This is a genomic window from Sphingopyxis sp. GW821-FHT02C12 (genome assembly GCF_059421785.1).
Genome location: NZ_JBWKVQ010000002.1, coordinates 350,446 through 376,404, shown reverse-complemented (window position 1 = coordinate 376,404; position 25,959 = coordinate 350,446). Strand labels below are relative to the sequence as shown.

General features: G+C 67.8%; 24 protein-coding genes. 15 read left to right on the top strand and 9 right to left on the bottom strand.

The features are described from left to right. Nucleotides 1–113: 113 nt before the first annotated feature. Both purN and AC07U1_RS17005 read left to right on the top strand, forming a co-directional pair. A complete protein-coding gene (purN, locus tag AC07U1_RS17010; RefSeq protein WP_495178213.1) occupies nt 114–1,061 on the top strand; it encodes a phosphoribosylglycinamide formyltransferase in 948 nt (315 codons plus the stop codon). Between the two features lie 13 nt (nt 1,062–1,074). Further along, complete coding sequence (locus AC07U1_RS17005; protein WP_495197756.1) at nt 1,075–1,311, top strand: hypothetical protein; 237 nt, start codon at nt 1,075–1,077, stop codon at nt 1,309–1,311. A 53-nt stretch (nt 1,312–1,364) separates the two neighbouring features. Here the strand turns inward: AC07U1_RS17005 and ndk are convergent, their stop codons facing one another. The 4 genes from ndk to AC07U1_RS16985 form a co-directional block, all read right to left on the bottom strand. Continuing rightward, a complete protein-coding gene (ndk, locus tag AC07U1_RS17000) occupies nt 1,365–1,787 on the bottom strand; it encodes a nucleoside-diphosphate kinase (protein WP_056349541.1) in 423 nt (140 codons plus the stop codon). Between the two features lie 100 nt (nt 1,788–1,887). After that, a complete protein-coding gene (locus AC07U1_RS16995) occupies nt 1,888–2,415 on the bottom strand; it encodes a hypothetical protein (protein WP_495197755.1) in 528 nt (175 codons plus the stop codon). 70 nt (nt 2,416–2,485) lie between these two features. Further along, nucleotides 2,486–2,935: a DNA polymerase III subunit chi gene (locus AC07U1_RS16990; protein ID WP_495178215.1), complete on the bottom strand. Its 450-nt coding sequence runs from the start codon at nt 2,933–2,935 to the stop codon at nt 2,486–2,488. A gap of 112 nt (nt 2,936–3,047) precedes the next feature. Beyond that, nucleotides 3,048–4,490, bottom strand: coding sequence for a leucyl aminopeptidase (locus AC07U1_RS16985; protein ID WP_495178216.1), 1,443 nt, complete (start codon nt 4,488–4,490; stop codon nt 3,048–3,050). A 130-nt stretch (nt 4,491–4,620) separates the two neighbouring features. Here AC07U1_RS16985 and AC07U1_RS16980 point away from each other — a divergent pair, with 130 nt between their 5' ends. The 4 genes from AC07U1_RS16980 to rsmA all read left to right on the top strand — a co-directional run bounded on the left by AC07U1_RS16980 (nt 4,621) and on the right by rsmA (nt 10,472). After that, complete coding sequence (locus tag AC07U1_RS16980) at nt 4,621–6,918, top strand: LPS-assembly protein LptD (RefSeq protein WP_495178217.1); 2,298 nt, start codon at nt 4,621–4,623, stop codon at nt 6,916–6,918. Between the two features lie 361 nt (nt 6,919–7,279). Continuing rightward, a complete protein-coding gene (locus AC07U1_RS16975) occupies nt 7,280–8,620 on the top strand; it encodes a peptidylprolyl isomerase (protein WP_492740169.1) in 1,341 nt (446 codons plus the stop codon). Continuing rightward, entirely contained in the window at nt 8,620–9,639 is a 1,020-nt protein-coding gene (gene pdxA / locus AC07U1_RS16970) for a 4-hydroxythreonine-4-phosphate dehydrogenase PdxA (RefSeq protein WP_187139401.1), read from the top strand. The genes AC07U1_RS16975 and pdxA overlap by 1 nt, the downstream gene beginning before the upstream one ends. Next, nucleotides 9,636–10,472: a 16S rRNA (adenine(1518)-N(6)/adenine(1519)-N(6))-dimethyltransferase RsmA gene (gene rsmA / locus AC07U1_RS16965; RefSeq protein ID WP_495178218.1), complete on the top strand. Its 837-nt coding sequence runs from the start codon at nt 9,636–9,638 to the stop codon at nt 10,470–10,472. The genes pdxA and rsmA overlap by 4 nt, the downstream gene beginning before the upstream one ends. 1 nt (nt 10,473) lies before the next feature. Here rsmA and AC07U1_RS16960 read toward each other — a convergent pair whose 3' ends face one another. The 3 genes from AC07U1_RS16960 to guaB form a co-directional block, all read right to left on the bottom strand. Further along, nucleotides 10,474–10,989 carry a tetratricopeptide repeat protein gene (locus AC07U1_RS16960; protein WP_056349518.1) on the bottom strand — a complete coding sequence of 172 codons (516 nt, stop codon included), beginning with the start codon at nt 10,987–10,989 and terminating at the stop codon, nt 10,474–10,476. 35 nt (nt 10,990–11,024) lie between these two features. Further along, nucleotides 11,025–12,212 carry an RsmB/NOP family class I SAM-dependent RNA methyltransferase gene (locus AC07U1_RS16955; RefSeq protein WP_495178219.1) on the bottom strand — a complete coding sequence of 396 codons (1,188 nt, stop codon included), beginning with the start codon at nt 12,210–12,212 and terminating at the stop codon, nt 11,025–11,027. Between the two features lie 113 nt (nt 12,213–12,325). After that, nucleotides 12,326–13,783 (bottom strand): IMP dehydrogenase, encoded by a 1,458-nt coding sequence (gene guaB, locus AC07U1_RS16950; RefSeq protein ID WP_492740163.1) that lies wholly within the window; start codon nt 13,781–13,783, stop codon nt 12,326–12,328. A 263-nt stretch (nt 13,784–14,046) separates the two neighbouring features. Between guaB and AC07U1_RS16945 the strand changes: the two genes are divergently transcribed. Beyond that, nucleotides 14,047–15,642: an acyl-CoA dehydrogenase family protein gene (locus AC07U1_RS16945; RefSeq protein ID WP_495178220.1), complete on the top strand. Its 1,596-nt coding sequence runs from the start codon at nt 14,047–14,049 to the stop codon at nt 15,640–15,642. Between the two features lies 1 nt (nt 15,643). After that, nucleotides 15,644–16,891: an MFS transporter gene (locus AC07U1_RS16940; protein ID WP_492740161.1), complete on the top strand. Its 1,248-nt coding sequence runs from the start codon at nt 15,644–15,646 to the stop codon at nt 16,889–16,891. Here the strand turns inward: AC07U1_RS16940 and AC07U1_RS16935 are convergent. Continuing rightward, on the bottom strand, nt 16,888–18,096 hold the full coding sequence (locus AC07U1_RS16935) for an acyl-CoA dehydrogenase family protein (protein ID WP_187139395.1): 1,209 nt from the start codon (nt 18,094–18,096) through the stop codon (nt 16,888–16,890). The two genes, AC07U1_RS16940 and AC07U1_RS16935, sit on opposite strands and share 4 nt — an antisense overlap. A 175-nt stretch (nt 18,097–18,271) precedes the next feature. Continuing rightward, nucleotides 18,272–19,084, bottom strand: a complete 813-nt coding sequence (locus AC07U1_RS16930; protein ID WP_056349501.1) for a flagellin N-terminal helical domain-containing protein — start codon at nt 19,082–19,084, stop codon at nt 18,272–18,274. Between the two features lie 243 nt (nt 19,085–19,327). On the opposite strand from AC07U1_RS16930, the gene fliE reads away from it, so the two are divergent. The 7 genes from fliE to AC07U1_RS16895 are packed head-to-tail and all read left to right on the top strand — an operon-like array spanning nt 19,328 to nt 25,954. Then, complete coding sequence (gene fliE, locus AC07U1_RS16925; protein WP_187139394.1) at nt 19,328–19,690, top strand: flagellar hook-basal body complex protein FliE; 363 nt, start codon at nt 19,328–19,330, stop codon at nt 19,688–19,690. 4 nt (nt 19,691–19,694) lie between these two features. Continuing rightward, entirely contained in the window at nt 19,695–21,344 is a 1,650-nt protein-coding gene (fliF, locus tag AC07U1_RS16920) for a flagellar basal-body MS-ring/collar protein FliF (RefSeq protein ID WP_056349495.1), read from the top strand. Then, complete coding sequence (locus tag AC07U1_RS16915; protein ID WP_056349492.1) at nt 21,337–22,371, top strand: flagellar motor switch protein FliG; 1,035 nt, start codon at nt 21,337–21,339, stop codon at nt 22,369–22,371. The genes fliF and AC07U1_RS16915 overlap by 8 nt, the downstream gene beginning before the upstream one ends. Next, nucleotides 22,364–22,960: a FliH/SctL family protein gene (locus AC07U1_RS16910; protein ID WP_495178221.1), complete on the top strand. Its 597-nt coding sequence runs from the start codon at nt 22,364–22,366 to the stop codon at nt 22,958–22,960. The genes AC07U1_RS16915 and AC07U1_RS16910 overlap by 8 nt, the downstream gene beginning before the upstream one ends. Next, nucleotides 22,957–24,288, top strand: a complete 1,332-nt coding sequence (locus tag AC07U1_RS16905) for a FliI/YscN family ATPase (protein WP_056349485.1) — start codon at nt 22,957–22,959, stop codon at nt 24,286–24,288. Before AC07U1_RS16910 ends, AC07U1_RS16905 begins: the two co-directional genes overlap by 4 nt. Beyond that, entirely contained in the window at nt 24,285–24,731 is a 447-nt protein-coding gene (locus tag AC07U1_RS16900; protein WP_056349480.1) for a hypothetical protein, read from the top strand. Before AC07U1_RS16905 ends, AC07U1_RS16900 begins: the two co-directional genes overlap by 4 nt. Continuing rightward, nucleotides 24,731–25,954, top strand: coding sequence for a flagellar hook-length control protein FliK (locus tag AC07U1_RS16895; protein WP_495197754.1), 1,224 nt, complete (start codon nt 24,731–24,733; stop codon nt 25,952–25,954). The genes AC07U1_RS16900 and AC07U1_RS16895 overlap by 1 nt, the downstream gene beginning before the upstream one ends. Nucleotides 25,955–25,959: the final 5 nt, after the last annotated feature.

Below are 25,959 nucleotides of genomic sequence, written 5' to 3'. Positions count from 1 at the left end.
GTAGGGGCTGACGGAGGGGCCTTGGCGGCGGCACGAACCGATGGGTCGCCGCCCCTCCACCACCGCTTCGCGGCGGTCCCCCTCCCCATCGCTGCGCGACAGGGAGGATTTTCGTGAAAGCCAGAGTCGCCGTCCTGATCTCGGGCGCCGGGACCAATATGGCGGCGCTGCTCTATGCGGCGAAAGCCGCCGACTGTCCCTATGAGCTGGTGCTGGTCGCCAGCAACGATCCCGAGGCACCGGGGCTGGCGATCGCCGAAGCCGAGGGCGTCGCGACATGGAGCCTTTCGCACAAGGGACTCGATCGCGATGCGTTCGACGCACTGGTCGATACGCAATTGCGCGCGGCGAAAGCCGACTTCGTCGCGCTGGCCGGCTATATGCGAATCCTGAGCGACGATTTCGTCGGCCGCTGGGCGGGCCGGATGGTCAATATCCACCCGAGCCTGCTGCCGCTCTACAAGGGGCTGAACACCCACCGTCAGGCGATCGACGCCGGCGACCGCTTCGGCGGGTGCAGCGTGCATATCGTGACCCCGGGGGTCGACGACGGGCCGGTGCTGGCGCAGACGCCGGTCGCGATCGTCGCGGGCGACACCATCGACAGCCTGAGCGCGCGGGTGCGGATCGCCGAGCATCAGCTTTATCCGCCGACGCTGGCGGCGTTTGTGAGCCGCGAGCGCAATCCCGACTATCTGATCGGCCGGGTGCGCGACCTCGCACTGGCATTGCCCGAGGCCGACGAGATCAGCTCGCACGGCATGCCGTGTTTCGGAATACTGAAGGGCAAGAAATTCGCCTATGTCTCGCAGGACCATCATGGCGACGGCAAGACCGCGCTGTTGGTGAAGATCAGCGGCGCCGACGAGCAGGCGGCGTTGATCGAGATGGACGCGGATCGCTATTACCGCCCCGCCTATTTCGGCGACGGCTGGGTCGGCATCCGGCTCGATCTGGGCGATACCGACTGGGACGCGGTCGGCGACTGGCTGCGCAAGAGCTGGCTTTCGGTGGCGCCGAAGAAGCTGGCGGGCTTGATGGGGATTGCCGAGGAGTTTTGAGTAGCGGGCTTAGATGGCTCGCAAAAAGTCTGGTGTGCGGACGATTGACGATGTGTTGAATGGGCCCATCCCGATCAAGTGCAGGGAATGTGGCCGCTCTCACACGTTCAACGGTAAGAAGGAGCACCGCTCGTTTATCGATTGTGATTGCGGCTTTGCCGTCTCATTGCTTGGTGGCGCGATGTCAGAAGCCAGAATGGCCTACCATGATGAGATTTTGCGTCGTCACCGGTTGATAAGCCGCAATTGAAAAGGCCGCCGGATCGCTCCGGCGGCCTTTTCGATTTCGCTATCCCGAAAGGGTCAGCCGACGATTTCTTCGGGCTTGAAGAAATAAGCGATTTCGATCGCCGCATTCTCGTCGCTGTCCGACCCGTGGACGCTGTTCGCTTCGATGCTCTCGGCGAGTTCCTTGCGGATCGTGCCGGGGGCGGCGTCCTTGGGGTTGGTGGCGCCCATGATGTCGCGGTTCGCCTGCATGGCGTTTTCGCCTTCGAGGACCTGGACGACGACGGGGCCGCTGATCATGAAATCGACGAGTTCGCCGAAGAAGGGGCGTTCCTTGTGAACGGCATAAAAGCCTTCGGCCTGGTCGCGGCTCATGTGGATGCGCTTCGACGCGACGACGCGCAGGCCGGCGTCTTCCAGCATCTTGGTGACCGCGCCGGTCAGGTTGCGACGCGTGGCGTCGGGCTTGATGATCGAAAAGGTGCGGGTGACCGCCATGGGAAAGCTCCTGCGTGGGTGTGTTTTATGATCGGCGCGCGTCTAGCCGCGCTTTTGCCGCACTGCAAGGCAGGAAGGAGGCGGACACCCCGCGCCGGGGTCAACCGCCGTAGGTGACGGTGCCGTTGACCATGGCGCCGGCCTGGGTCGCGGTGACCTGTACCCCGCCCTTGCCGCCTTCGCCCTTCTCGGCGCTGAACATCATCATGTCACCAGCCTTGACCTCGCTCGACACCTTCAGCCCCGCGGCCTCGGCCTGCTTGCGGAAGTGGGCGATGACGTCGGCGGCCTGTCCCTTGACCTCGAAGCTCGCCATGCCGCTTTCGCCGTCCTTGCCCGACGCCGACATGCCGCCGGTCATTTTGGCGCCGGGATAGGCGGTGAAGCCCGCGGGCAGCCTGGCATTGGCGACGCCGCCGCCGAAGCTCACCTCGCCGTCGGCGGTCTTGATGCTGACCGCGCCGTCCTCACCGTCGGCACTCTTGGTGACCTTATAGTCGGCGGTCTTGCCGGTGTCGGGATCGGTGTAGGTGCCGCTTGTCACCTCCTGCTCCGATTTCGAGCTGCACGCGGCGAGCAGAAGCGCGGCGGCGGTGGCGGCGAGGATCAGCGTCGGGCGGTTGGTCATCATAAGCTCCTGTGACGGTTTGCGATTTTCATAGCGGCGGACGCGGACCGCGCGGTGACGCCGGTCACAGTCACGGTCCTTCCGACCAGCGGCCATTTTCGTCCTGTTTCCAGAAGCGGTTGTCGACATCGTCGCGCGCGGCGAGGCTGCGCCACAGCGCGCGGGCATCGTCGATGCGGCTGTTGTCGAAGAGCAGGAAGACGCGCGCGAAACCGAGCGCCTCCTCGCGCCACTCGCCGTCGGCGAGCGCGAGATGCGTCGCGCCATTGGGGGGTGGTGCGGCGAGCGTGCCGGCGATCAGGATCGGCTCGATCGCCTCGTCGGGCGACCCCGCGGCGCCATGCGGCAGGAAGCTCGCAGGCTGGAGCGTCCAGAGCGCCTCGTCGATCGCCTGGCGCTGCATCGCGGGACCCGCGACGACCAGCAGGCGGTCGCCGTTGGCGAGGATACGCCCTGCGATGGCGGGGAGCACCCGTTCGACCGGGTCGCGGGTCAGCCGGTAAAAGTCGACGCGGGGCATGGATTACAAGACCATCGTCATTGCGAGCGTAGCGAAGCAATCCAGAGCGGTTTACGCACACTCTGGATTGCCGCGTCGCCTTCGGCTCCTCGCAATGACGAGGTCCGGTGCATCATCCTTCGAAATTGTCGGCGATGAAGCGGTCGAGCAGGCGTACGCCATAGCCGGTCGCGCCCTTGGCATAGACCGGGCCGTCCTTGTCGTGCCAGGCCATGCCCGCGATATCGAGATGCGCCCATTTGACGCCCTCGTCGACGAAGCGCTTGATGAACTGCGCCGCGGTGATCGAGCCGCCCTCGCGCGGGCCGATATTCTTCATGTCGGCGATCGGGCTGTCGATCAGCTTGTCATAGGCGGCCGACAGCGGGAAGCGCCACAGCTTGTTGTTGCTGGCTTCGCCCGCGGCGATCAGCTGGTCGGCGAGGCCATCGTCGTTGGCGAAGATGCCGGCATATTCATGGCCGAGCGAGATCACCATCGCGCCGGTCAGCGTCGCGAGATCGACGATCACCGCGGGATCATAGATTTTTTGCGCCCAGGTGACGGCGTCGCACAGGACAAGCCGCCCCTCGGCGTCGGTGTTGAGCACCTCGACCGTCTGGCCCGACATTGTGGTGACGATGTCGCCGGGGCGCATCGCATTGCCGTCGGGCATATTCTCGACAAGGCCGACGATGCCGACGACATTCGCCTTCGCCTTGCGGCCGGCGATCGCTTTCATCGCGCCGGCGACCGCGCCCGCGCCGCCCATGTCCCATTTCATCATGTCCATGCCCGCAGCGGGCTTGATGCTGATGCCGCCGGTGTCGAAGGTGACGCCCTTGCCGACGAAGGCGACGGGCTTCGCGCCCGGCTCGCCGCCATTCCAGCGCATCGCGAGCAGCCGCGGCGGGCGGGTCGAGCCCTGCGCGACGCCGAGCAGCGCGCCCATGCCGAGCGCCTTCATCTGGCGTTCGTCGAGAACTTCGAGTTCGACGCCCAAGTCGGCGAGATGCTGGCAGCGTTCGACGAAGCTTTCGGGATAGAGGATGTTCGGCGGCTCGGCGACGAGCGTCTGGGTGAAGGCGACGCCGTCGGCGATCGCCTGCGCCTCGGCCCAGCCCGCGGGCGCCCCGCAGGGCGCCGCGATCACGATCGACTGGAGACTCGGCCGGGCATTATCGGCGAGACGGGTGCGATAGGTGTCGATGCGCCAGTTGCGCAGCGTCGCGCCGGTGGCGAAAGCGAGGATATCGTCGGCATCGACCGGCCCGGCGCTGACAAAATCGACATGGACGGTGGCGACGCCGCTCGTCTGCAGCCGCGCGGTCAGCGCCGCGCCGGCGCGTTCGAGGTCGTGGACGCCACCTTCGCCGATGCCGATAAGCAGCAGCCGCTTCGCACGGTCGCCGTCGATCGCCGCGGTTTCGGCCACCGTGCCCGCCGCAGCGTCGAAGCGCGCCTGCGCCGCCGCGGCGCCGAGCAACGCGCCGAGCGCGGCGGCACCGCCCTTACGGACCGGAAAGGCGACGACGTCGGCAGACGCATCGATTTGCGCGACAAACTGAATGTCCATCCTGTGACTTTCTTATGCGATGATTGATTGGAACGTGCCGGACCGATAGGGGTTTCGCTTGCGAGTTGCAAAAACAAAGCTGCGGGTTCAAGCGGGCCGCAGGCTCCAGGTGACGGGACAAAGGGATTCAATGACGGGGACTTTGTTCCAAGGGGGCGACCGGCCGCTGTGGCTCGCGACCGCCAGCGCGCTGGCGTTGCTGGCGGTTCCGGCCGCGGCGCAGACCGGTGCCGAACCGCCGGTTGTGCCCGCGCCGCAGGGTGAACCCGACCTCCAGACCCCCGATGTATCGACCGGGAAGACCGATGCGCCCGATGTCGCGGGCGAACAGCAGGTCGGTTTTGCCGCCGACAATCTGAATTACGACAGCGATACCGAGATCGTCGTCGCCGACGGCAATGTCCAGATGAACCGCGAAGCGATCCAGATGCGCGCCGACAAGGTGACGTGGAACCGCAAGACCGGCGAAGTCGTCGCCGAGGGCGATGTCGCGATCACCAACCCCGAAGGCGACACCGCCTATGGCGACCGGATCGTCCTGACCGACACCCTGCGCGACGGGATCGTCGACGACATGCTGGTGGTACTCGACAATGGATCGCGGCTTGCCGCAGTGCGCGGAAAGCGGTTCGAGAATGGCAATATCGAACTGGAGAATGCCGCCTACACCCCCTGCCCCGTCGAGGACAATGCGGGCTGCGCCAAGAATCCGAGCTGGCAGGTCCGCGCGGTCAAGGTGCTGTACGACAAGGCCAAGAACAAGGTCCGCTACAAGGGCGCGCGGATCGAGATATTCGGCCTGCCGCTGATCCCGCTGCCCGGTCTCAGCCACCCGCTCGACAGTTCGCCGAGCAGCGGGCTGCTGGTTCCCGAAATCCGGCTCGACCGGACCAATGGTTTCGAAATCGCGGTCCCCTATTATCTGCGGATCGCGCCCGACCGCGACGTCACGATCACCCCGCACCTCTACACCGGCGCGGCGCCGATGATCGAGGGCGAGTTTCGCGCGCTGACCGACGTCGGGTCGTTCCGCATCAACGGGTATGGCACCTATAGTTCGGTGGTCCCGCTCAACGGCACGCCGAGCACGGGCAACAACGAGCTGCGCGGCTATCTGGAGAGTGCGGGCAAGTTTCAGCTCAGCCCGCACTGGAGCGTCACTTACTCCGGCCGCATCGCGAGCGACCGCACCTTCCTGCGCCGGTACGACATCACCCGCGACGACCGGCTGCGGTCGACCTTCGAAGTCGAGCGGATCGGCGGACAAAGCTATTTGTCGATCGCCGGCTGGGCGACGCAGACGTTGCGCGCCGGCGACAAGCAGGGGCAGCAGCCGATCGCGCTGCCGATCCTCGATTATCGTCAGCGGCTGACTGACCCGCTGTTCGGCGGCCAGTTCGAGTTGCAGCTCAACACGCTGGCGATCGGCCGCACCGCGGGGCAGGACACGCAGCGCGCCTTTGCCGGGGTGCGCTGGGACCTGCGCCGCCTGACCTCGCTGGGGCAGGAAGTGACCTTTACCGCGATGGTACGCGGCGACGTCTATCACAGCGACGAGAATCTGCTCACCGCGATTCCCGGCTATCGCGGCAAGTCGGGCTGGGAAGGCCGCGGCATCGCCGCCTTCGCCGCCGACATGCGCTGGCCGTTCGTCGGCGAATTCATGGGCGGGACGCAGACGCTGACCCCGCGCGTCCAGCTCGTCGCGACGCCGAAGCTGAAAAACCTCGACATTCCGAACGAGGATAGCCGCGCCTTCGACCTCGAGGACAGCAACCTGTTCGCGATCAACCGCTTCAGCGGCTACGACCGGTTCGAGGACGGCGCGCGCATCACCTATGGCGCCGAATGGAATTACAGCCGGCCGGGTTTCAACATCAACAGCATCGTCGGGCAAAGTTACCGCCTGTCGGACAAGCCGAGCCTGTTCCCCGACGGCACCGGGCTGACCGACCGGACGTCGGACGTCGTCGGCCGCACCACCGTCGCGTACAAGGATTTCCTGCGGCTGACCCATCGTTTCCGGCTCGACAAGGACAATCTGGCGATCCGGCGCAACGAGTTCGACGCGACGATCGGCACCCGTGCGACCTATGCCGTGCTCGGGTACTCGCGGCTCAACCGCGACATCACGACGGTCGCCGAGGATCTGCAGGACCGCGAGGAAGCCCGCGTCGGCGGCCGCGTCGCCTTTGCCCGCAACTGGTCGGTCTTCGGTTCGGCGATCATCGACCTGACCAGCAAGGCCGATGATCCGCTGAGCCTGTCGGACGGCTTCGAGCCGATCCGCCACCGGCTCGGCGTCGCCTATGACGACGAATGCCTGTCGATCGCGCTGACCTGGCGCCGCGACTATATCGACACCGGCGACGCGCGGCGCGGCAACAGCTTCTCGTTCCGCGTGGCGTTGAGAAACCTGGGGTTCTGAGGCGGGTTTCGAGCGGTAGCGGCCTTGAAAATCCTCCCTGTGGCGAAGCCATGGGGAGGTGGCAGCGCGAAACGCTGACGGAGGGGCTATAGCGCGACGTCGCCGCCCCGCCACCACCGCCTACGGCGGCGGTCCCCCTCCCCATCGCTGCGCGACAGGGAGGATCGGCAACGTCCGCCTCCACCCTGAAGCCGCCGACGGGCCAGGCGCGACCGACATCTCATCCCATTCGCTCAGCTTGCGTTCAGCGTTCGGCGGTTAGTCCGACCCCAGTTATGATGCGCTTGCGCGCGCTTTGCGCTGGACCATCGGGCGTTTCGGCTGATACGGAGCGAACCGGAACCTCTTTCATAGGGTAAAAATGACCAAAATTTCGACCTTGATCGGCCTGACCGCTGTCGTGTCGCTGTGCGTTTCGCCGGTGCTGGCGCAGACCGTCCCCGACAGCGACGTGCCGACCACCAGTCTGAGCATCCCCGGCAATGTCCAGATTTTCGGCGACGCCAAGGGCAATGTCTATCGCCCGTCGGCGACGGTGAACGGCGAGATCATCACCGCCACCGACATCGAGCAGCGCATGGGGCTGATCCGCGTCGCGAACAACAATATCGAGCTGCCGCCCGAAGAAGAACAGCGCCTGCGCCAGCAGGTGTTCAGCAACCTGATCGACGAGAAGTTGCAGATTCAGGAAGCGAGAGCGGCGAAGATCGATATCGACGAAAATCTGATCAACGAACAGTTCGCCCGGCTTGCCGCGCGCTACAAGCAGACCCCCCAGCAGTTCACCGAATATCTGGCGTCGAAGGGTTCGTCGGCGGCGGCAGTGAAGCAGCAGATCCGCGGCGAATATGCATGGGACCGCCTGCTCGCGCGCAACATCCAGTCGACGACCAATGTGTCGACCGAAGAGGTCGAGGCGGTCGTCAAGCGGATGACCGATGCCAAGGGGCAGGACGAGTTCCACCTGGCCGAAATCTATCTGACCGCGACCCCCGAAACGATCCAGTCGGTCGCCGAAAACGCCCAGAAGATCGTCCAGGCGCTGCAATCGGGCGGCAGCTTCGCCGCCTATGCGCGCCAGTTTTCCGAGGCGTCGACCGCGGTGGTCGGCGGCGACCTCGGCTGGGTCAAGGGCGGACAATTGCCCGACTCGATGGCCGACGCGGCACGCCAGATGCAGCCGGGCCAGCTGGTCGGGCCGATCGAGGTTCCGGGCGGCGTGTCGATCATGCTGATGGTCGACCGGCGTCAGGTGCTGACCGCCGATCCGCGTGACGCGGTGCTCAGCCTCAAGCAGATTTCGCTCGATTTCCCGGCGGGTACGACCCCTGCCAGGGGCGCCGAGCTCGCCGGACAGTTCGCCGAAGCGACGCGCGGGATCGCCGGTTGCGGCGGCGCCGACGCCGTGGCCCAGAGCCTGGGCGCGCAGGTCGTCGCACGCGACGGCATCGCGATGCGCCAGTTGCCCGCCCCGCTGCAGGCGACGCTGATCGACCTGCAGGTCGGCCAGACGACCCAACCCTTCGGCGCCGCCAACGAGGGCGTCAGCGTCCTCGTGCTGTGCGGCCGCGAATTGCCGAACACGGCGACCGCGCCCAACCTCGAGGAAATCGAGGGCCGGCTGCTTGAGGAAAAGGTCAACAAGCGCGCCCAGCGCTATCTGCGCGACATGCGCCGGGACGCGGTGATCGACTTCAGCTGATGTCCGATTCCGCAAACCCGCGTCCGATCGCGGTCACCCTCGGTGACCCGGCCGGCGTCGGGCCCGAAGTCGCCGCCCGCGCCTGGGCGGTTCGCAAGGATCATGACCTGCCGCCCTTCGTGGCGATCGGCGATATCGCGTCGATCGCCGCGGTGTGGGACGGCCCGGTCGAACGCGTCGGCGATATCGCCGAAGCCGAACGGCTGTTCGACGACGCCCTGCCCGTCTGGCACCTCGAGGACAGCGGTCCGGTGGTGCCGGGATCGCCGAGCAAGGCAGGCGCGACCTGTGCCCTGCACGCGCTCGAAACCGGGATCGGGCTGACCCGCGGCCAGGCGACCGGCGCGCTCGTCACCGGGCCGGTGTCGAAGTCGCAACTCTATGGCATCGGTTATACGCATCCGGGACAGACCGAATTCATCGCCGAGCGCTGCGGCGTCACCGCGACCAATGCGGTGATGATGCTGGCGGGGCCGCGGCTGCGCGTCGTGCCGCTGACCGTGCATGTCCCGCTGGCCGAAGTGCCCGAGCGGCTGACCAGCGAGTTGATCGTTGCCAAGGGCCGGATCGTCGCGCGGTCGCTGAAGCGCGATTTCGGGATCGAGCGACCGGTGATCGCGGTCGCCGGGCTGAACCCGCATGCGGGCGAGAGCGGCGAGATGGGCGACGAGGAGCTACGAATCATCCGTCCCGCGGTCGAGCAATTGCTGGCCGACGGGATCGCGATCGAGGGGCCGCTCGCCGCCGACAGCCTGTTCGCGCCGCACGTCCGCACGCGCTACGATGCGTTGCTCTGCTGCTATCACGACCAGGCGCTGGCGCCGTTCAAGGCGCTGCATTTCGATGACGGCGTCAATCTGACGCTCGGGCTGCCGATCGTCCGCACGTCGGCCGACCATGGCACGGCGTTCAACATCGCGGGCACCGGCAGCGCCGATCCGGGGCCGACGATCGCGGCGATCCGCATGGCGGCCGCGCTGACCGCGATGCGCGAACGCAATTGCGCCCCCGCGGCGTGACCGGGCGGCCCCTCCCCAGCCTGCCGCCGCTGCGCGAGACGGTGCGCGCGCACGGGCTGCAGGCGAGCAAGGCGCTGGGGCAGAATTTCCTGTTCGACGAACAATTGCTCGACCGGATCGCGGCGCTGCCGGGCGATCTGGACGGCGCGCGCGTGTTCGAGGTCGGGCCGGGCCCCGGCGGGCTGACGCGCGCGCTGCTGCGCGCGGGCGCGCAGGTGATCGCGGTCGAGCGCGACGACCGCTGCCTGCCGCTGCTCGGCGAACTCAGCGAGGCGTTCGGCGGCGCGCTGACGGTGATCGCCGACGACGCGATGGCGATCGACGCCGATGCGCTCGCCGGCGGGCCGTATCATATCGTCGCCAACCTGCCCTATAATGTCGGCACCGCCTTGTTCACGCGCTGGCTGGAGCCCGCGGCCTGGCCGCCGCAGTGGCTGTCGCTGACGCTGATGTTCCAGCAGGAGGTCGCCGAACGCATCGTCGCCAAGGTCGATACCTCGGCTTACGGCCGGCTCGCGGTGCTGGCGCAGTGGCGATCGACCCCGCGCATCGCGATGAAGGTCCACCGCTCGGCCTTCACCCCGCCGCCAAAAGTGATGTCGGCGATCGTCCATGTCGTGCCCGCCGGGCAGCCCGAAGGGGTCAAGCCGAAGCTGTTGTCGCAGTTGACCGCGCAGGGGTTCGGTCAGCGGCGCAAGATGCTGCGCCAGAGCCTCAAGGGCATGCCGGGCGCGATCGAGGCGCTCGAGGCGTGCGGGATCGAAGCGACGCGGCGCGCCGAGACGGTGAGCGTCGCGGAGTGGGTCGAACTGGCGCGGGTGCTCAGCCGCTAGATCAATTCTGGCTGGTCGTGACCACCGTCTTGGGGATCAGCGCTTCGGCCGCGACCACGCGCTTCTCCGCGCTCGCACCGATCGTCTTTTCGAGCGCGGCGACCTGCGGGCATTTTTCGGCGCAGAGGCGCTTCGCCTCGGCGAGCTTTTCGCGCGCGAGTTCGAGCGCGCCCTTGTCGGCGAGCGCCTCGCCCTGCCCGGTCAGCGCGACGATATCGGTGGGTTCGAGCAGCAAAGCCTCGCGATACAGGCCGATCGCCTTGCCCGGCAGGCCCTGCGCGCGCGCGACCTGCGCCAGCGCGATGATCGCGCTGCGGTTGCGCGGGTCGGCGGCGAGTGCCGATTCATAAAAATCGGTGGCGGCGACGAGATCGCCCGAATGCTGCGCCTTCACACCCTGTTCCTGCAGTCCGATCGAGACCGGCAGGATGTCGTTATCGGCCCGCTGCGCGTCGGACGCCGTCGGCAGGCTGGCAAGGACAAGACCCGCGCCGAGGGCCAGGAAACTGATGCGCATCGCATTCTCCCATCGCTTCATTGAAGGCGAGGCTATCACGGAGCCGTCAATCGGGCGAGGAAAAATCCGTCGCAGCCGTCATGCGCCGGAGTCAGCAGAAAACCGCCACCCGCGGCGCGCCCGACGCCCGTCGGGAGATAGTCCGTGTCGGCCGTCCAGCCGGGATGGCGGGTCAGAAAGTCGTCCACCTGGGCGCGCCCCTCGCGTGCGATGATCGAGCACACCGCATAGACGAGTTTGCCGCCCGGCGCCACCAGATCGGCACCGAGGCGCAACAGCTTCGCCTGCTCGGCGACATGGCGGTCGAGCCGTGCGGGGGTGGAGCGCCAGCGCAGTTCGGGGCTGCGGCGCCAGGTGCCGCTGCCCGAACAGGGGGCGTCGACGATGACGCGGTCGGCCTTGCCCATGCGATCGGCGAGCATCGCGGATTCCTGCCCCGGATTGATCAGCAGCGTTTCGATGCGCGTCGCGCCGGCGCGGTTGGCGCGCGGCGGCAGTTGCTGGAGCCGCGCGCGGTTGGTGTCGCAGGCGAGAATCGCGGCCTCGTCATTGATCGCCGAAGCGATGGCGAGGGTCTTGCCGCCCGCGCCGGCGCACAGATCGACGATGACGTGCCCCGCTTCGGCGGCGAGCGCGACCGCCGCCAGCTGGCTCGCGGCGTCCTGCACCTCGAACTGGCCCTCGGTATAGGCCGAATGCTGGACGGCGGCGGTTTCGCCGGGCAGGCGCCAGCCATCGGCGAGGCCGGCGATCGCTTCGCCCTCGGGGAAGATCCGTGCCAGTTCGTCGCGGCTCGAGCGCAGCCGGTTGGCGCGCAGGTCGAGCGGGGCGCGGGCGAGCATCGCCGCACGCTCGGCCTTGCCGACGAGCGGGTCGAACAGCTTGAGCAGCGCGGGCGTGGCGAGCCCGGTTTCGGCGCGCGGTTCGTCGGCGGTGATGACCGCGGGCCCGTATGCGGCGCCGTCGAACAGCGCGGCGAGTTCGGCGTCGGCATCGGCGAGCGCGAGCATCGCGGCGCGGCCCGATACGGGCGCCGACCGCACGCCGCGGATCGCGTCGTAAACATGGTTGCGGATCGCCCGGCGGTCCTTCGACCCCGCGTAGCGGCGCGCGCGCATCGCCTCGGCGAAGATCGCGTCGGCGGGCGGGCCGCCATCGCGCGCGGCGGCGGCGATGGCGTCGAGGATTTCGATCGCGGTGTGGACGCGTGCGGCGGGGGTCATGGGTTCAACCTTTCCTCCCCGTCATTGCGAGGAGCGAAGCGACGAAGCGATCCAGCGTTGCACAAGGCCGCTCTGGATTGCTTCGCTACGCTCGCAATGACGGACGGGCAAATTTACCCGACCGGATAATTCGGTGCTTCGCGGGTGATCGCGACGTCGTGGACATGGCTTTCGCGCAGGCCGGCGTTGGTGATGCGCACGAATTTCGCCCGCTCGCGCAAATCCTTGAGGGTGCGGCTGCCGGTATAGCCCATCGCCGCCTTCACGCCGCCGACGAGCTGGTGGATGACGTCCTTCGCGGGACCCTTGAACGGCACCTGGCCCTCGATCCCCTCGGGGACGAGCTTCATCTGGTCCTTGATGTCCTGCTGGAAATAGCGGTCGGCGCTGCCGCGCGCCATCGCGCCGACGCTGCCCATGCCGCGATAGCTTTTGTACGTGCGGCCCTGGAACAGGAAGGTTTCGCCCGGCGCCTCGGCGGTACCCGCGAGCAAAGAGCCGACCATGACGCTCGACGCGCCCGCCGCGAGCGCCTTGGCGATGTCGCCCGAAGTGCGCAGGCCGCCGTCGGCAATGACGGGGACGCCCAATTTCGACGCCGCTTCGACGCTGTCGAGAATCGCGGTGAGCTGCGGCACGCCGACGCCGGCGACGACGCGGGTGGTGCAGATCGAGCCAGGGCCGATGCCGACCTTCACCCCGTCGGCGCCCGCGTCGATCAGCGCCTTGGTGGCGTCGCCGGTCGCGACATTGCCCGCGAGGATCTGGACGCGATTCGACAGTTTCTTGATCTTCTCGACGGTCTGCGCGACCATCCTGCTGTGGCCGTGCGCGGTGTCGACGACGATCAGGTCGCATTCGGCATCGAGCAGCGCCTCGGCGCGTTCGATGCCGCTATCGCCGGTGTTGGTCGCCGCAGCGACGCGCAGGCGGCCGCTGCCGTCCTTCGTCGCGTCGGGGAAGTTGACCGCCTTTTCCATATCCTTGACGGTGATCAGCCCGATGCAGCGATAATCATCATCGACGACGAGCAATTTTTCGATGCGGCGCTGGTGGAGCAGCTTGCGCGCCTCGTCCTGCCCGACCCCGGGACGCACGGTGGCGAGATTGTCGGCGGTCATCAGTTCGCGTACCGGCTGGCCGGGATTGTCGGCGAAGCGCACGTCGCGGTGGGTGAGGATACCGACGAGCCGCCCGCCGGTCTCGACCACCGGGATGCCCGAAATTCTGTGCTGGTCCATCAGCGCGGTCGCATAGGAGAGCGGCGCGTCTGGGGTGATGGTGATCGGGTTGACGATCATGCCGCTTTCGAAACGCTTGACCTGGCGCACCGCCGCCGCCTGCTCCTCGATCGTCAGATTGCGGTGGAGAACGCCGATGCCGCCGATCTGCGCCATGAGAATGGCCATATCGGCCTCGGTCACCGTATCCATCGCCGAGGACAGGATCGGGATGTTGAGGCTGATCTCGCTGGTCAGCTGGGTCGACAGCACCGCGTCGGACGGCAGGATTTCGGAAGGACCCGGCACCAGCAGCACGTCGTCGAAGGTCAGGCCGGTGATGATTTCCATGGGAGCCACTTTCTGCTTTTGGCGGCGCCTGCTCCCGTTGGCGGGGCGGCACGCGCGAGTCGATTGGTGGCGGCCCATGTAACCAGTCGGCCCCGCGCGCGCCAGTGGGAGAAGGCGATTATTTCGCGGCGGAGCAGGTCGCGCTTTGGCCGGTATCGCGAGCCAAGGCGGGGCGGCGTCGCATTTGGAAGATAGTATACTAACTGAGGGTTGCAGAGCGCCCTCGTTCGGTGCATCGCCGCCGCGACGAACGGGATGATGGAATGAGCAATTACGGGCAGGCGCTCAGCGCCGCACAGAACTATCGCGGCGCCGCGCAGGCGGCGCTCGCCGCACGGTTGCAAGACACGGCTATCGACAGCGAACAGCGCGCGGCGCACGGATTCGCATGGGTTGCGACGACGGTGGCGGCGCTCGAGGCGACGCTCGGCTGGCTCGAAGCCGGCGGCGGTGCCAACCCCCTCGATGCGAAAATCGCCGCCCTCGCCTTCGCCGAAGGCATCGGCCAGCTCGTCGGCGGACTGCCGATGGGACAGAATGAGATATTTCGTCCCGCCGACCTTGGCCTGACCGCCGCGGCCGCCAAGCTCGCCGCCGCCAGCGCGCCCCTGCTCGACGCCGACCATGCGGCGACGCGCGCCGAAGTGGCGGCGGCGCTCGCCGGCGGCCAATGGCCGAGCGAGACGCTTCACGACACCGACCTCGACGCGATCCGCGAGCAATATCGGCGTTTCACCGACAGCGAGATCGTCCCGCACGCGCATGGCTGGCACCTTGCCAACGCATTGATTCCCGATGCGACGGTGCAGGCAATGGCCAACCTCGGCACCTTCGGCGTCTGCATTCCCGAGGAATTTGGCGGGCTGGGACTCGGCAAGCTGGTGATGTGCATCGTCACCGAGGAATTGTCGCGCGGCTGGATCGGCACCGGGTCGCTCGGCACACGATCGGAGATCGCGGGCGAACTGATCGTGCTCGGCGGCACCGATGCGCAAAAAGCCGACTGGCTGCCGCGCATCGCGAGCGGCGAGGTCTTGCCGACCGCGGTGTTCACCGAACCCGATGTCGGATCGGACCTGGGATCGTTGCAGACGCGCGCACGCCGCGATGCGGACGGCGACTGGGTGATCGACGGGGCGAAGAACTGGATCACCCATGCCGCGCGGTCGGACATGATGACGCTGCTCGCGCGTACCCTGCCCGATGCCAAAGGCTATGCCGGGCTGTCGATGCTGCTCGTTCCCAAGCCGCGCGGCAGCGAAGAGACGCCCTTCCCCGCCGCCGGCATGAGCGGCAGCGAGATCGAGGTGCTCGGCTATCGCGGGATGCGCGAATATGCGCTGCAGTTCGACGCGATGCACGCGCCCGCCGACGCGCTTCTCGGCGGCGAGGAAGGTCAGGGGTTCAAACAATTGATGCGCACCTTCGAAGGCGCGCGTATCCAGACCGCCGCGCGTGCGGTGGGCGTCGCGCGTCGCGCGCTCGAACTCGGGCTCGACTATGCGACGACGCGCAAGCAGTTCGGCAAGGCGATCCTCCATTTCCCGCGCGTGTCGGACAAGCTGGCGATGAGCCTCGTCGATTTCGTCACCGCGCGCGAACTCTCCTATGCCGCCGCGCGCGCCAAGGACGGCGGCAAGCGCTGCGACATCGAAGCGGGCATGGCCAAGCTGCTCGGCGCGCGCGCGGCCTGGTCGAACGCCGATGCGAGCCTGCAGATTCACGGCGGCAACGGCTATGCGATGGAATATGAGATTAGCCGCGTCTTGTGCGACGCGCGCATCCTCAACATTTTCGAGGGCGCGGCGGAGATCCAGGCGCAAGTGATCGCGCGCGGGCTGGTCGGGGGCCGTAATTAAGATGGCCGACGGGAGCGAGCCTCGCCCCGCCCCCGTCTCGCCGCTCGCCCCCTTTCAATTCCCCGCTTTCCGCGCGATCTGGATCGCCAATCTCGCGTCGAACATGGGGTCGATGATCCAGTCGGTCGGTGCGGCCTGGCTGATGACCGAGCTGACCCAGTCGCACCTGCTGATCGCGCTGGTCAACGCGGGGGCGACGATCCCGATCCTGCTGATCGGGGTGTTCGCAGGGGCGATCGCCGACAATTATGATCGACGGCGGGTGATGTTGTGGGCGCAGGCGGGGATGCTCGCCGCCTCGGCGGCGCTTGCCGCGGTCACATGGTTCGGCACAATCGGACCGCTGTCGCTGCTCTTCTTCACCCTTGCGGTCGGCTGCGGGACCGCGGTCAATTCGCCCGCCTGGCAGGCCTCGGTGCGCCAGCAGGTCGGGCACGCGCATCTGCCGCAGGCGATCGCGCTCAACAGCATCGCCTTCAACCTCGCGCGCAGCGTCGGCCCGGCGCTCGGCGGGCTGCTCATTTCGCTCACCGGGCCGGCTCCGGCTTTCGCGCTCAACACGCTGAGCTATCTGGCGCTGATCGTCGTGCTGCTGCGCTGGAAGCCCGAAACCGAGCCGCCGAAGCGCAGCCCGATGCTCGCCGCGATCGCGACGGGACTGCGCTTCTGCGCGCAGTCCGACCCGGTGCGCCGCGTGCTGATGCGCGGCTTTTCGTTCGGCTTCGGCGCGGCGGCCTTTCAGGCGCTGCTCCCCTCGCTCGTCCGCGACCAGCTCAGGGGCGGCGAACTCGACTACGGCCTCTGCCTCGGCGCCTTCGGGCTGGGGTCGATCATCTGCGCCCTATGGGTCGGTGCGGCGCGGCGGCGCTGGGGCAGCGAGATCGTCGTCAGTGTCGCAACGCTGGCCTTTGCGGCGGCGCTGGTCCCGGTCGCGCTGACCGATCAGGTCGCCGCGGTGCTCGCCGCGGCCTTCATTGCCGGCATGGCGTGGGTCGGCACTTTGACCTCGCTCAACGTCGCGATGCAATTGCGCTCGCCCGACGCGATCCTCGGGCGCTGCCTGTCGATCTATCAGGCGGTGACCTTCGGCGCGCTGGCGCTCGGGGCGTGGGTCTTCGGGATGATCGCCGATTTGTGGACGCTGCCCGCCGCCGTGCTGGCCGGCGGCGGCTGGCTGGCGCTGTCGGTGCCGATCCTCCACGCCGTCGCCCCAATGCCGGGGCGCGACGAAGGGCGGATCGCGCCTTAAGCCTGCGCGTTTTTCCAATCGCGCTTGATCTTCTTGGCGAGGCTCCATTTGTGGACCTCGGTGGGGCCGTCATAAATGCGGAAGGCGCGGACTTCGCGGAACACCTGTTCGACGATCGTCTTGTCGGTGACCCCGGTGCCGCCCATGACCTGGACGCAGCGATCGGCGATGCGCATCAGCGCTTCGGACACCGCGACCTTCGCCATCGAGCTTTCGGCGGTGCCGAGGTCGCCGGTGTCGAGCACTTCGGCGCACCAGCGGATCATCAGTTCGGCCTGCTTGAGGTCGATCAGATTCTCGGCGAGCATGAAGCCGACGCCCTCATGGTCGATCAGCGGCTTGCCGAAGGCGGTGCGGCGATTGGCGTAGTCGCTCGCGATCTCGTGCGCGCGCTGGCAGGCGCCGTGCCAGCGCATGCAATGCGACAGGCGCGCGGGGGACAGGCGGATCTGGGCATATTTGAACCCCTCGCCCGCCTCGCCGAGCATCTGGTCGGCGGGGACGCGCAGGTTGTCGATGACGACGGTCGCATGGCCGCCGGGCATCGAGCTGTCGATCGTGTTCGGCACATGCTCGATGCGGATCGCGGGGTCGGGCAGGTCGACGAGGAACATGCAGGCGCCGCCGCCCGCCGCGACGTCCTCGGCCTTGGCCATGACGATGCCGACCTTGGCGCCATCGGCGCCGGTGATGAAGCATTTGCGGCCGTTGATCACCCAGTGGTTGCCGTCCATGCGACAGGTCGTCTTCATCATCGAGGGGTCGGAGCCCGCGCCGCCCTCTTCGGCGGGTTCGGTCATGAAGAAGGCCGAGCGGGCCTGGCCCTGCACCAGCTGGTCGAGGAAGCGTGCCTTGAGCTCGGGGCTGCCGACCTTGCCGAGCAGATACATATTGCCCTCGTCGGGGGCGGCGGTGTTGCACGCGAGCGGGCCGAGCGGCGACAGGCCCGATTTCTGGAGCACATAGGCGGTCTCGACCTGGGTCAGATGGTCGCCGTCGGCGAGGATATGCGGGGTGAGCACACCGGCGGCGCGCGCCTTGGCCTTGAGCTCGTCGACGAGATCGTCGGTCGGGGCGCCATGATGATCGCGGCGCGGGTCGTTTTCATAGGGAGCGACGACGGTGCGGACGAAGGTTTCGACGCGGGCGCCGATGTCGAGCGCGCGATCCGAGACGGTCGCGGCGGCGGCTTGCTGATGGCTCATTTCTGGCTCCCCAATATGATCGGGGACCCGTTGGATCATTTGCGCGGCGGGGGCAAGCGCTTCGCGAGCGAAGCGCTCAAAACAGTGAACGCCCCGGCCGTGGGGGGCCGGGGCGTTCGATCAGGCTAATTAAGGGACCAACCAAATATAGCCTGAGTCTCGGTTACTCTGTGTCTTAGCGCAGCAGGTTCATGACGCCCTGCTGGCTCTGGTTCGCCTGGGCGAGCATCGCGGTCGATGCCTGGGCCAGGATGCCGGCCGCCGCGAGCTTCGTCGATTCCGCCGAGAAGTCGGTGTCTTCGATGCGCGACTTCGAGTCCGCCAGATTCACGACGGTCGACGTCAAATTGTCGACAGTGGCTTCGAGGCGGTTCTGCTGGGCACCCAGGTTGGCGCGTTCGGTGGCGACCGTCTGGATCGCGGTGTCGAGCGTGGCGAGCGCGCCCGACGCACCGGCGGCGGTCGAGAAGTCGAGGCCGTCGACGCCGAGACCGGCCGACTGCATGTCGGCGATGGTGATGTTCACGACTTCGCCGTCGTTCAAACCGGTCTGGATGTCGAGGTCGGCGGTGCCGTCGAGCAGCGCGGTGCCGTTGAAGGTGGTGCGCGTCGCAACGTCGTCGATCTGCGCGATCAGCGCCGTGACTTCGGTCTGGATCGCTTCACGGTCGTCGTCGCCCAGCGTGCCGGTCGAAGCCTGGACGGCCAGTTCACGCATACGGACGAGCATGTTCGAAATGCCGCCCATCGCGCCTTCAGCCGTCTGCGAGGCCGAGATGCCGTCGTTCGAGTTGCGGATCGCCTGGTTCAGGCCGCGGACGTTGGCGTCCATGCGGGTGGCGATGGCGAGGCCGGCGGCGTCGTCCTTGGCGCTGTTGATGCGCTTGCCGCTCGACAGGCGTTCCATCGCCTCCGACTGCATGCGACCCGCAACGCGCGAGTTGTTCTGGGCGCGAAGCGCGCTCACGTTGGTGTTGATAACAGTCATATGTTCCCTTTCCGGCCCCCCAAGGGCCATTCCCGTGGTGTAAGGCTCGGTGAGCTTCACGATTGCAGTAACGGCGGGACGCGGCGGGGCTTAAGCGGGGCGCGTCAAAAAAACGCCGGACAGGGATAATTCGCGCGCCACCCCCGCATTAATCTTATGTTTTCCTGAGATAAAAATTTTTGGCACGCGCTTTGCATTGTTCTTGGCGTGCGGCGCGATGCCGCCTCGAGGACGGATGAGATTATGAGCACGATTGACCAGAGCCGGCTGCTGCAGATGCGCAGTTCGATCCTCAATCAGAACCAGGCGCTGCAACGCGCCGCGGGCCGCGGTGCGGCGGGCGGCGTCGACGGCGCCGACACGGGCGTCGGCGGCGCGAACCAGAGCGCCGACTTCGGTGCCGCTATCAGCAACGCGCTGCAGCAGGTGAACAACCAGCAGGCGAAGGCCAGCGACCTCAGCGAAGCCTATGAGCGCGGCGACACCCACGACATCGTCAGCGTGATGATCGAGCGGCAGAAAGCCTCGCTCGGCTTCGAGACGACGTTGCAGGTGCGCAACAAGCTGCTCTCCGCGTACCGCGACATCATGAACATGCCGGTCTGATCCGATGGCCGAAGCCCAGATCCTCACCCCCGTCGACGACGGCAGCGCGAACCGCCTGCCCGTCCCCGTCATGGGCGGCCGCCTGGCCCCCGTGCAGCAGTTCATTCGCCAGCCCGCCGTCCAGCGCGCGCTGCCCGCGATCGCCACCACCGCCGCGATCGGCATCGCCGCGCTCGCCTATTTCGCGACCGCCGCGGCCCCGCAGACCCAATTGTTCGCCGGCCTTGCCGACGCCGACAAGTCCGCGGTCGCCGACGCGCTGACCGCGCAGGGCATCGGCCACACGATCGACCCCGCCACCGGCGCGCTCACCGTCGATGCCGACAAGCTGCATGCCGCGCGCATCGCGCTCGCCGGTCAAGGCCTGCCCAAAGCCTCGGCCGACGGCAGCGAGATGATCGGCGCGCTGCCGATGGGCGCGAGCCGCGCGATCGAAGGCGAAACGCTGCGCGGCGCCCGCGAAGCCGACCTCGCCCGCACGATCGAGGCGATCGACGCGGTCAAGGGGGCGCGCGTCCATATCGCCGCCGCCGAACCCAGCCTGTTCGTCCGCGAGGACAAGCCCGCGACCGCGTCGGTGATGCTGACGCTGCAGAACGGCCGCACGCTCAGCGACGGCCAGGTCCAGGCGATCCGCTTCCTTGTCGCCTCGTCGGTCCCCGGCATGAATGCCGAACAGGTGTCGGTGATCGACCAGCGTGGCGCGCTGCTGTCGGACTCGGCGACGTCGAGCGACATGCAGGCGTTCCAGCTCCAGACCCAGATGGAAGACCGTTTCCGCCGCGCCCTCGACAGCCTGCTCGGCCCGATGCTCGGCGCCGGCAATTACAGCGTCGAAGTCCATGCCGACGTCGACATGTCCGAAAGCCAGGCGACACGCGAAAGCTTTCCCGAAAACGACCGCGCGCTGCGCAGCGAGCAGGTGATCCGTTCGGTCAGCGGCCAGGGCAATGCCCCCGCCGTCGGCATCCCCGGCGCCTTGTCGAACCAGCCGCCGCCGGCCTCGACGCTCAATCAGACACCGACGGGCGCCGCCCCAGCGACGACCGAAACCCAGAGCAACGAAAACGCCCAGCGGGCCTATGAAGTCGGCCGCGAGATTTCGGTGACGCATCGCCCGCAGGGCCAGCTTCGCCGCGTGTCGGTCGCGGTCGCGCTCAACCAGGGTAGCAAGGCGCTGAGCCAGGGCGACCTCGCCAAGATCGACAACCTGGTCAAGGGTGCGATCGGATTCGATGCGACGCGCGGCGATCAGGTCGCGATCGGCCAGCGTCCGTTCGCCAAGATCGAAGACGCCAGCCCGGCCTTTTACGAACAGGGCTGGTTCATGCCGCTGGTCAAGCAGGTCGGCGCGGTACTCGCCGCGATCCTCGCCTTCTTCTTCATCGGCCGCCCGCTGATCCGCTCGGCGAAGGCCAGGGCCGCGGCGCGCGCCGAACGCGATGCCGCGCTGGAGGAATCGCTGATGGCGAGCGCCGCCAACCAGTCCGCGCTGGGCGCCCCGCGCGCCGGCCGCGAAATCACCCTCGAAATGATCGAGGCGGCGCCGAGCTATGAAGCGCGCGCCAACCTCGTCCGCGAATTCGTTCGCCAGGATTCGGCCCGTGCCGCGATCGTCGTGCGCCAGCTGATGCAGGAGGGCGCCCGTGCCTGAACTCGACACCGCGATCGGAACCGCACCCGCCAAGCCCGCCGTCGAGGGTTCGGCCGCCGCCGCGATCCTGCTGATGCTGCTCGACGAGAGCGACGCCGCGACGATCCTGAAGCACCTCGATCCCGATGAAGTGCGCCAGCTTGCCAAGGGCATGTTCGACGCCGCCAACGCCAATGAAGGACAGATCGAGCATGCGCTCGACCGCTTCGTGATGCGCAGCCGCGACGTCAGCGCGTTCAGCGTCGGCGCAGACACGCGCATCCGTACCGTCATCAACCAGGCCGTCGGCAACGTCCGCGCCGACAATATCCTCGCCGCCGTCGCGCCGCAGTCGAGCGCCGCGTCGCTCGAAATGCTGCGCTGGATGGACATGGACGCGATCAGCGGGCTGCTCGCCAGCGAACATCCGCAGGTCGGCGCGCTGATCCTGTCGGTGCTTGTCCCCGACATCGCCGCGCGTGCGATCGAAACGCTCGACGAAGGGCTGCAGGCCGACCTGGTGCTGCGCGCCGCCCAGCTGACCTCGGTCCCCGCCGCGGCGATCGAGGATCTGGAATCGGTGCTCGCCTCCGCCAATGTCGGCGGCCAGCGCGTCGCCAAGCAGCCGATCGGTGGCCCGAGCGACGTCGCCCGGATCATGAAGAAAATGTCGAAATCGGCCAGCGAGCGGACGATCCGTAACCTGAAAAAGGCCGACCGCCAGCTTGCCCAGACGATCGAGGAGGAAATGTTCATCTTCGAAAACCTGCGCGATCTCGATCTCAAGAGCCTTGGCACGATCCTGCGCGGCGTCGACGCGGCGCAGCTGTCGATCGCGCTCAAGGGCGCCGACGACGATATGGTCGACCTGTGCCTGTCGACGATGTCGCAGCGCGCGTCGGAAACGATCCGCGACGAAATGGCCGAGATGACGATGGTCAAGCGCAGCGACGTCGACGACGCGCAAAAGAGCATCATGCAGATCGTGCGCCAGATGGCGGCATCGGGCGAAATCATGATCGCGGGTGCGGGCGACGATTATGTCTGACCAGAGCTTCGCCCCCACCCCGCTCGCGCAGATCATGGCGCGCGACACCGGCTTTCGTCCGCTGTCGTTCGACCCGGCCGCGCGTGCCCGCGAAGCCGTGGCTGCCGCAGAACCGGTCGAGGTCGAGCCGGGCGAAGATCCCTTCGCTACGGGTCTCGCCGAAGGTCAGCGCCTTGCCGAGGCGGGCTTCGCGGTCGAACGCGAACAATTGCTCGCGCTGGTCGCGGGCGCCCAGGCGCTGCAGGACGAACCCAGCGAGGAACTGGCGCAAATGATCGCCGAGACCGTCGAGCGGCTGGTCCGCCAGATCGTCGCCGACGCGCCGATCGATGCCGAGTGGCTGGAGGAACAAGCCGAAACCGCCGCCGCGCTGGTCGCCGAATGCGACAAGGCGCGCACCCTTTGGGTCCACCCCCAGGACGCCGCGCTGCTGATGGACTGCGCGCTCACGCTGCCGATCTCCGCCGACGCGGCGATGGTCCGCGGCACCGTCCGCATCGAAACTTCGGGCGGCTGGATCGAGCATGGCCGCGCCGTCTATCTGAATGAACTCCGCGCCGCGCTCGGCGGCGAAAGCGGTGCCGCATGACCCGCCGCATGGCCATGACCGCACAGCAATTGCTCGCCCCCGTCGACCTCGGCAAGGCGAGCCCGCGCCGCATCGGCACGCTTGTCGCGCATGAAGGCATCATGCTCGAGGTGTCCGGTTTCCCGCAGCCTTTGGGCAGCAACGTCCGCATCAAGTCGGCGGACAACGACTATGTCTATGGCGAAGTGGTCGGCTTTCGCGGCCACCGCAGCCTCGTCCTCCCCTTCGACATGAACAAGCCGCTGGTCACCGGCGCGCCGGTCGAACCGCATGGCGCCTCGTCGATGGTCCCCGTCGGCAAGGCTTTGCTCGGCCGCATCATGGACGCGCAGGGCAATCCGCTCGACGGCCGCCCGCCGGTCAAGTCGCAATTCCTGTGGCCGCTCGCCGGGCGCAAGGTCAATCCGCTGCGCCGCGGCCGCGTGACCAAGGCGCTCAACATGGGCGTGCGCGCGATCAACGGGCTGCTCACCGTCGGCGAAGGCCAGCGTGTCGCGATCATCGCGGGTTCGGGCGTCGGCAAGTCGGTGCTGATGGGCCAGATGATCGCGGGCACCGAATGCGATGTGATCGTCGTCGGCCTGATCGGCGAGCGCAGCCGCGAAGTCAGCGACTTCGTCGAAACCAAGCTGCCCCCCGAAGTCCGCAAGAAGTCGGTCGTCGTCGCGGTTCCCGCCGACCATCCGCCGCTGCTCCGCCTGCGCGCCGCGATGCGCGCCACCGCGATCGCCGAGGCGTTTCGCGACGAGGGCAAGAAGGTGCTGCTGCTGATCGACAGCCTGACCCGCGTCGCGCATGCGCAGCGCGAGATCGGCCTGACGCTGGGCGAACCGCCGACGATGAAGGGCTATCCGCCCTCGGTCTTCGCGCTGATCCCCTCGCTGTGCGAACGCGCCGGCATCGACAAGGAAACCGGCGGGTCGGTCACGGCGCTCTACACCGTGCTCGCCGACGGCGGCGACATCGACGACCCTGTCGTCGACAGCGCGCGCGCCATCGTCGACGGCCATATCATCCTGTCGCGCACCATGGCCGAACAGGGCGTCTATCCCGCGATCGACGTCGCCCGCTCGCTGTCGCGGACGATGGTCGACTCGGTCGATGCCGAGCACAGCGCCGCCGCTGCACGCTTCCGCCAGCTGTGGTCGGCGTATGAAGAGAACCGCGACCTGATGCTGATGGGCGCCTATGTCGCCGGCGGCGATCCGGTGCTCGACGAAGCCATCGCCCGCCGCGCCGACCAGCTCGCCTATGTGTCGCAGCCGGCCAAGGCCCAGGTCGATTTTCAAACCTCCCGCCAGTCACTCGTTGAAGGATATATTGCATGACCTCTCGCACCGCGCGCCGCAAACGGATCATCCGCGTTCGTGGCGTCGAGCATCAGATGGCCGAAGCCAATCTGGCGCGGGCCACCAACGAACTGGCGAACCTGGTCGAGCTGTCGAAGCGGCTCGAAACGCTGCGCAGCGACCTCGCCATGGCGAAGGGCGCAGTGGCCGGGCGCGCGCTCAACACGATCGGCGAACTCGGCATGCGGCTCGACATGGCGAAGGAAAATCTTGCCGCCCCGATGGTGAGCGCCAGCGCGCGCCGCGACCAGATGGGGGCGCTCGCGCAGCGCGCCATGGTCAAGGAAGAATCGGCGGTTCGCCTGTACGAACGCGGCCGCAAATCGGCCGAGCAGGAAATGGAACGCCGCAGCGACGCCAACCGCCCGCACCGCGCACGCGGCGGCATGCGGCTGCGCCTGATCGACGGCGGCGTGGCATGATGGCCACCTTGCCGCAGACCTCGACCCCGGCACTGCCCTCGCTGCTCGCGGCGCTCGCCCCGGCGCAGGCTGTCGGCGCTGGCGAAAGCGGCGCGTTCGAGCTGCTCGTCGCGCAGCAGGCGCCGAACGCCGCTGTCGTGACCGCCCCGGTCCTGTCGGTCGTCCCCGCCGCCGGGGCTCCGGCCCCGCTCGCGGTGGTCGATGCACCGAGCGCCCAGCCCGCGCCCGTCGTCGCCGCTCCCGGCAAGCCCGCGCGCCCGATCGCCGCCGAACCCGAGCTCGCCGACGCCGACGAAACCAGCGGCGAGGTCCCGGCACCGACCGCCGACGCCCGCCCCGCCACCGACAAGGCGGTGGTCGCGGCGAACGAATTGCTTGCGACGCTCGCCCACTTCACCGCCGCCGCTCCCAAGCCGGCGATTGCCAAGCCGGTCGCCGGAGCCAAGGGCGACAGCGAAAGCGACACCGAAACCGGCGAAGAGGGTGAAGCCGTCACCGACGCCGCGCCGGTCGCCACGATGCTGCCGGCGCAACCGGCGGTCGAGACCCGCGCCGCCGCCAAGCCCGCAATCGAAACGGTCCCGGTCGCGCCGCGACGCGACGAGACTCCCACGCTGCCGATGGCCGCGCCCAAGGCGCGCGACGCCGCGCCCGTCCCGGTCGCCGCTTCCGCCGCCGAACCGCAGGCCGTCAGGCCCGCCGCCGAACCGTCGATGACCGTGCTCTTCGCCCAGCCCGCGACGCAGGCCGGTGCGGTCGCCGAAGCCGCCAAGCCCGTCGTCATCGCCGAGCGCGTGCTCGACCTGACCAGCGACGATGCCTGGATCGAACAGCTCGCGTCGGACATCGCCGCGACCAAATCGGCGGCGAACGACGTCAGTTTCCGCCTGATGCCGCGCCACCTCGGCCGGCTCGACGTGTCGATGATGATGGGCGACGACGGCGTGTCGCTGAAGCTCGACACCCAGCATGAAGCGACCGCGACCATCGTCACCGCGGCGCAGGTCCGCCTCGTCGACGACCTCCGCCAGCAGGGCGTGCGCGTCGCCGAGACCCAGGTGACCCACACGCCGACCGACGCCGGACGCCAATCGCAACAGGGCCAGGGTCGCAGCCCGGCGCAGGACGCGGCGCATCTGATCGAAACCGCCACCGCGCATGACGCGCGCCCCGAAACCCGTGACCAAGAGCGCAGCGGCGACCGCCGCAGCCGCTTCGCCTGACGAGG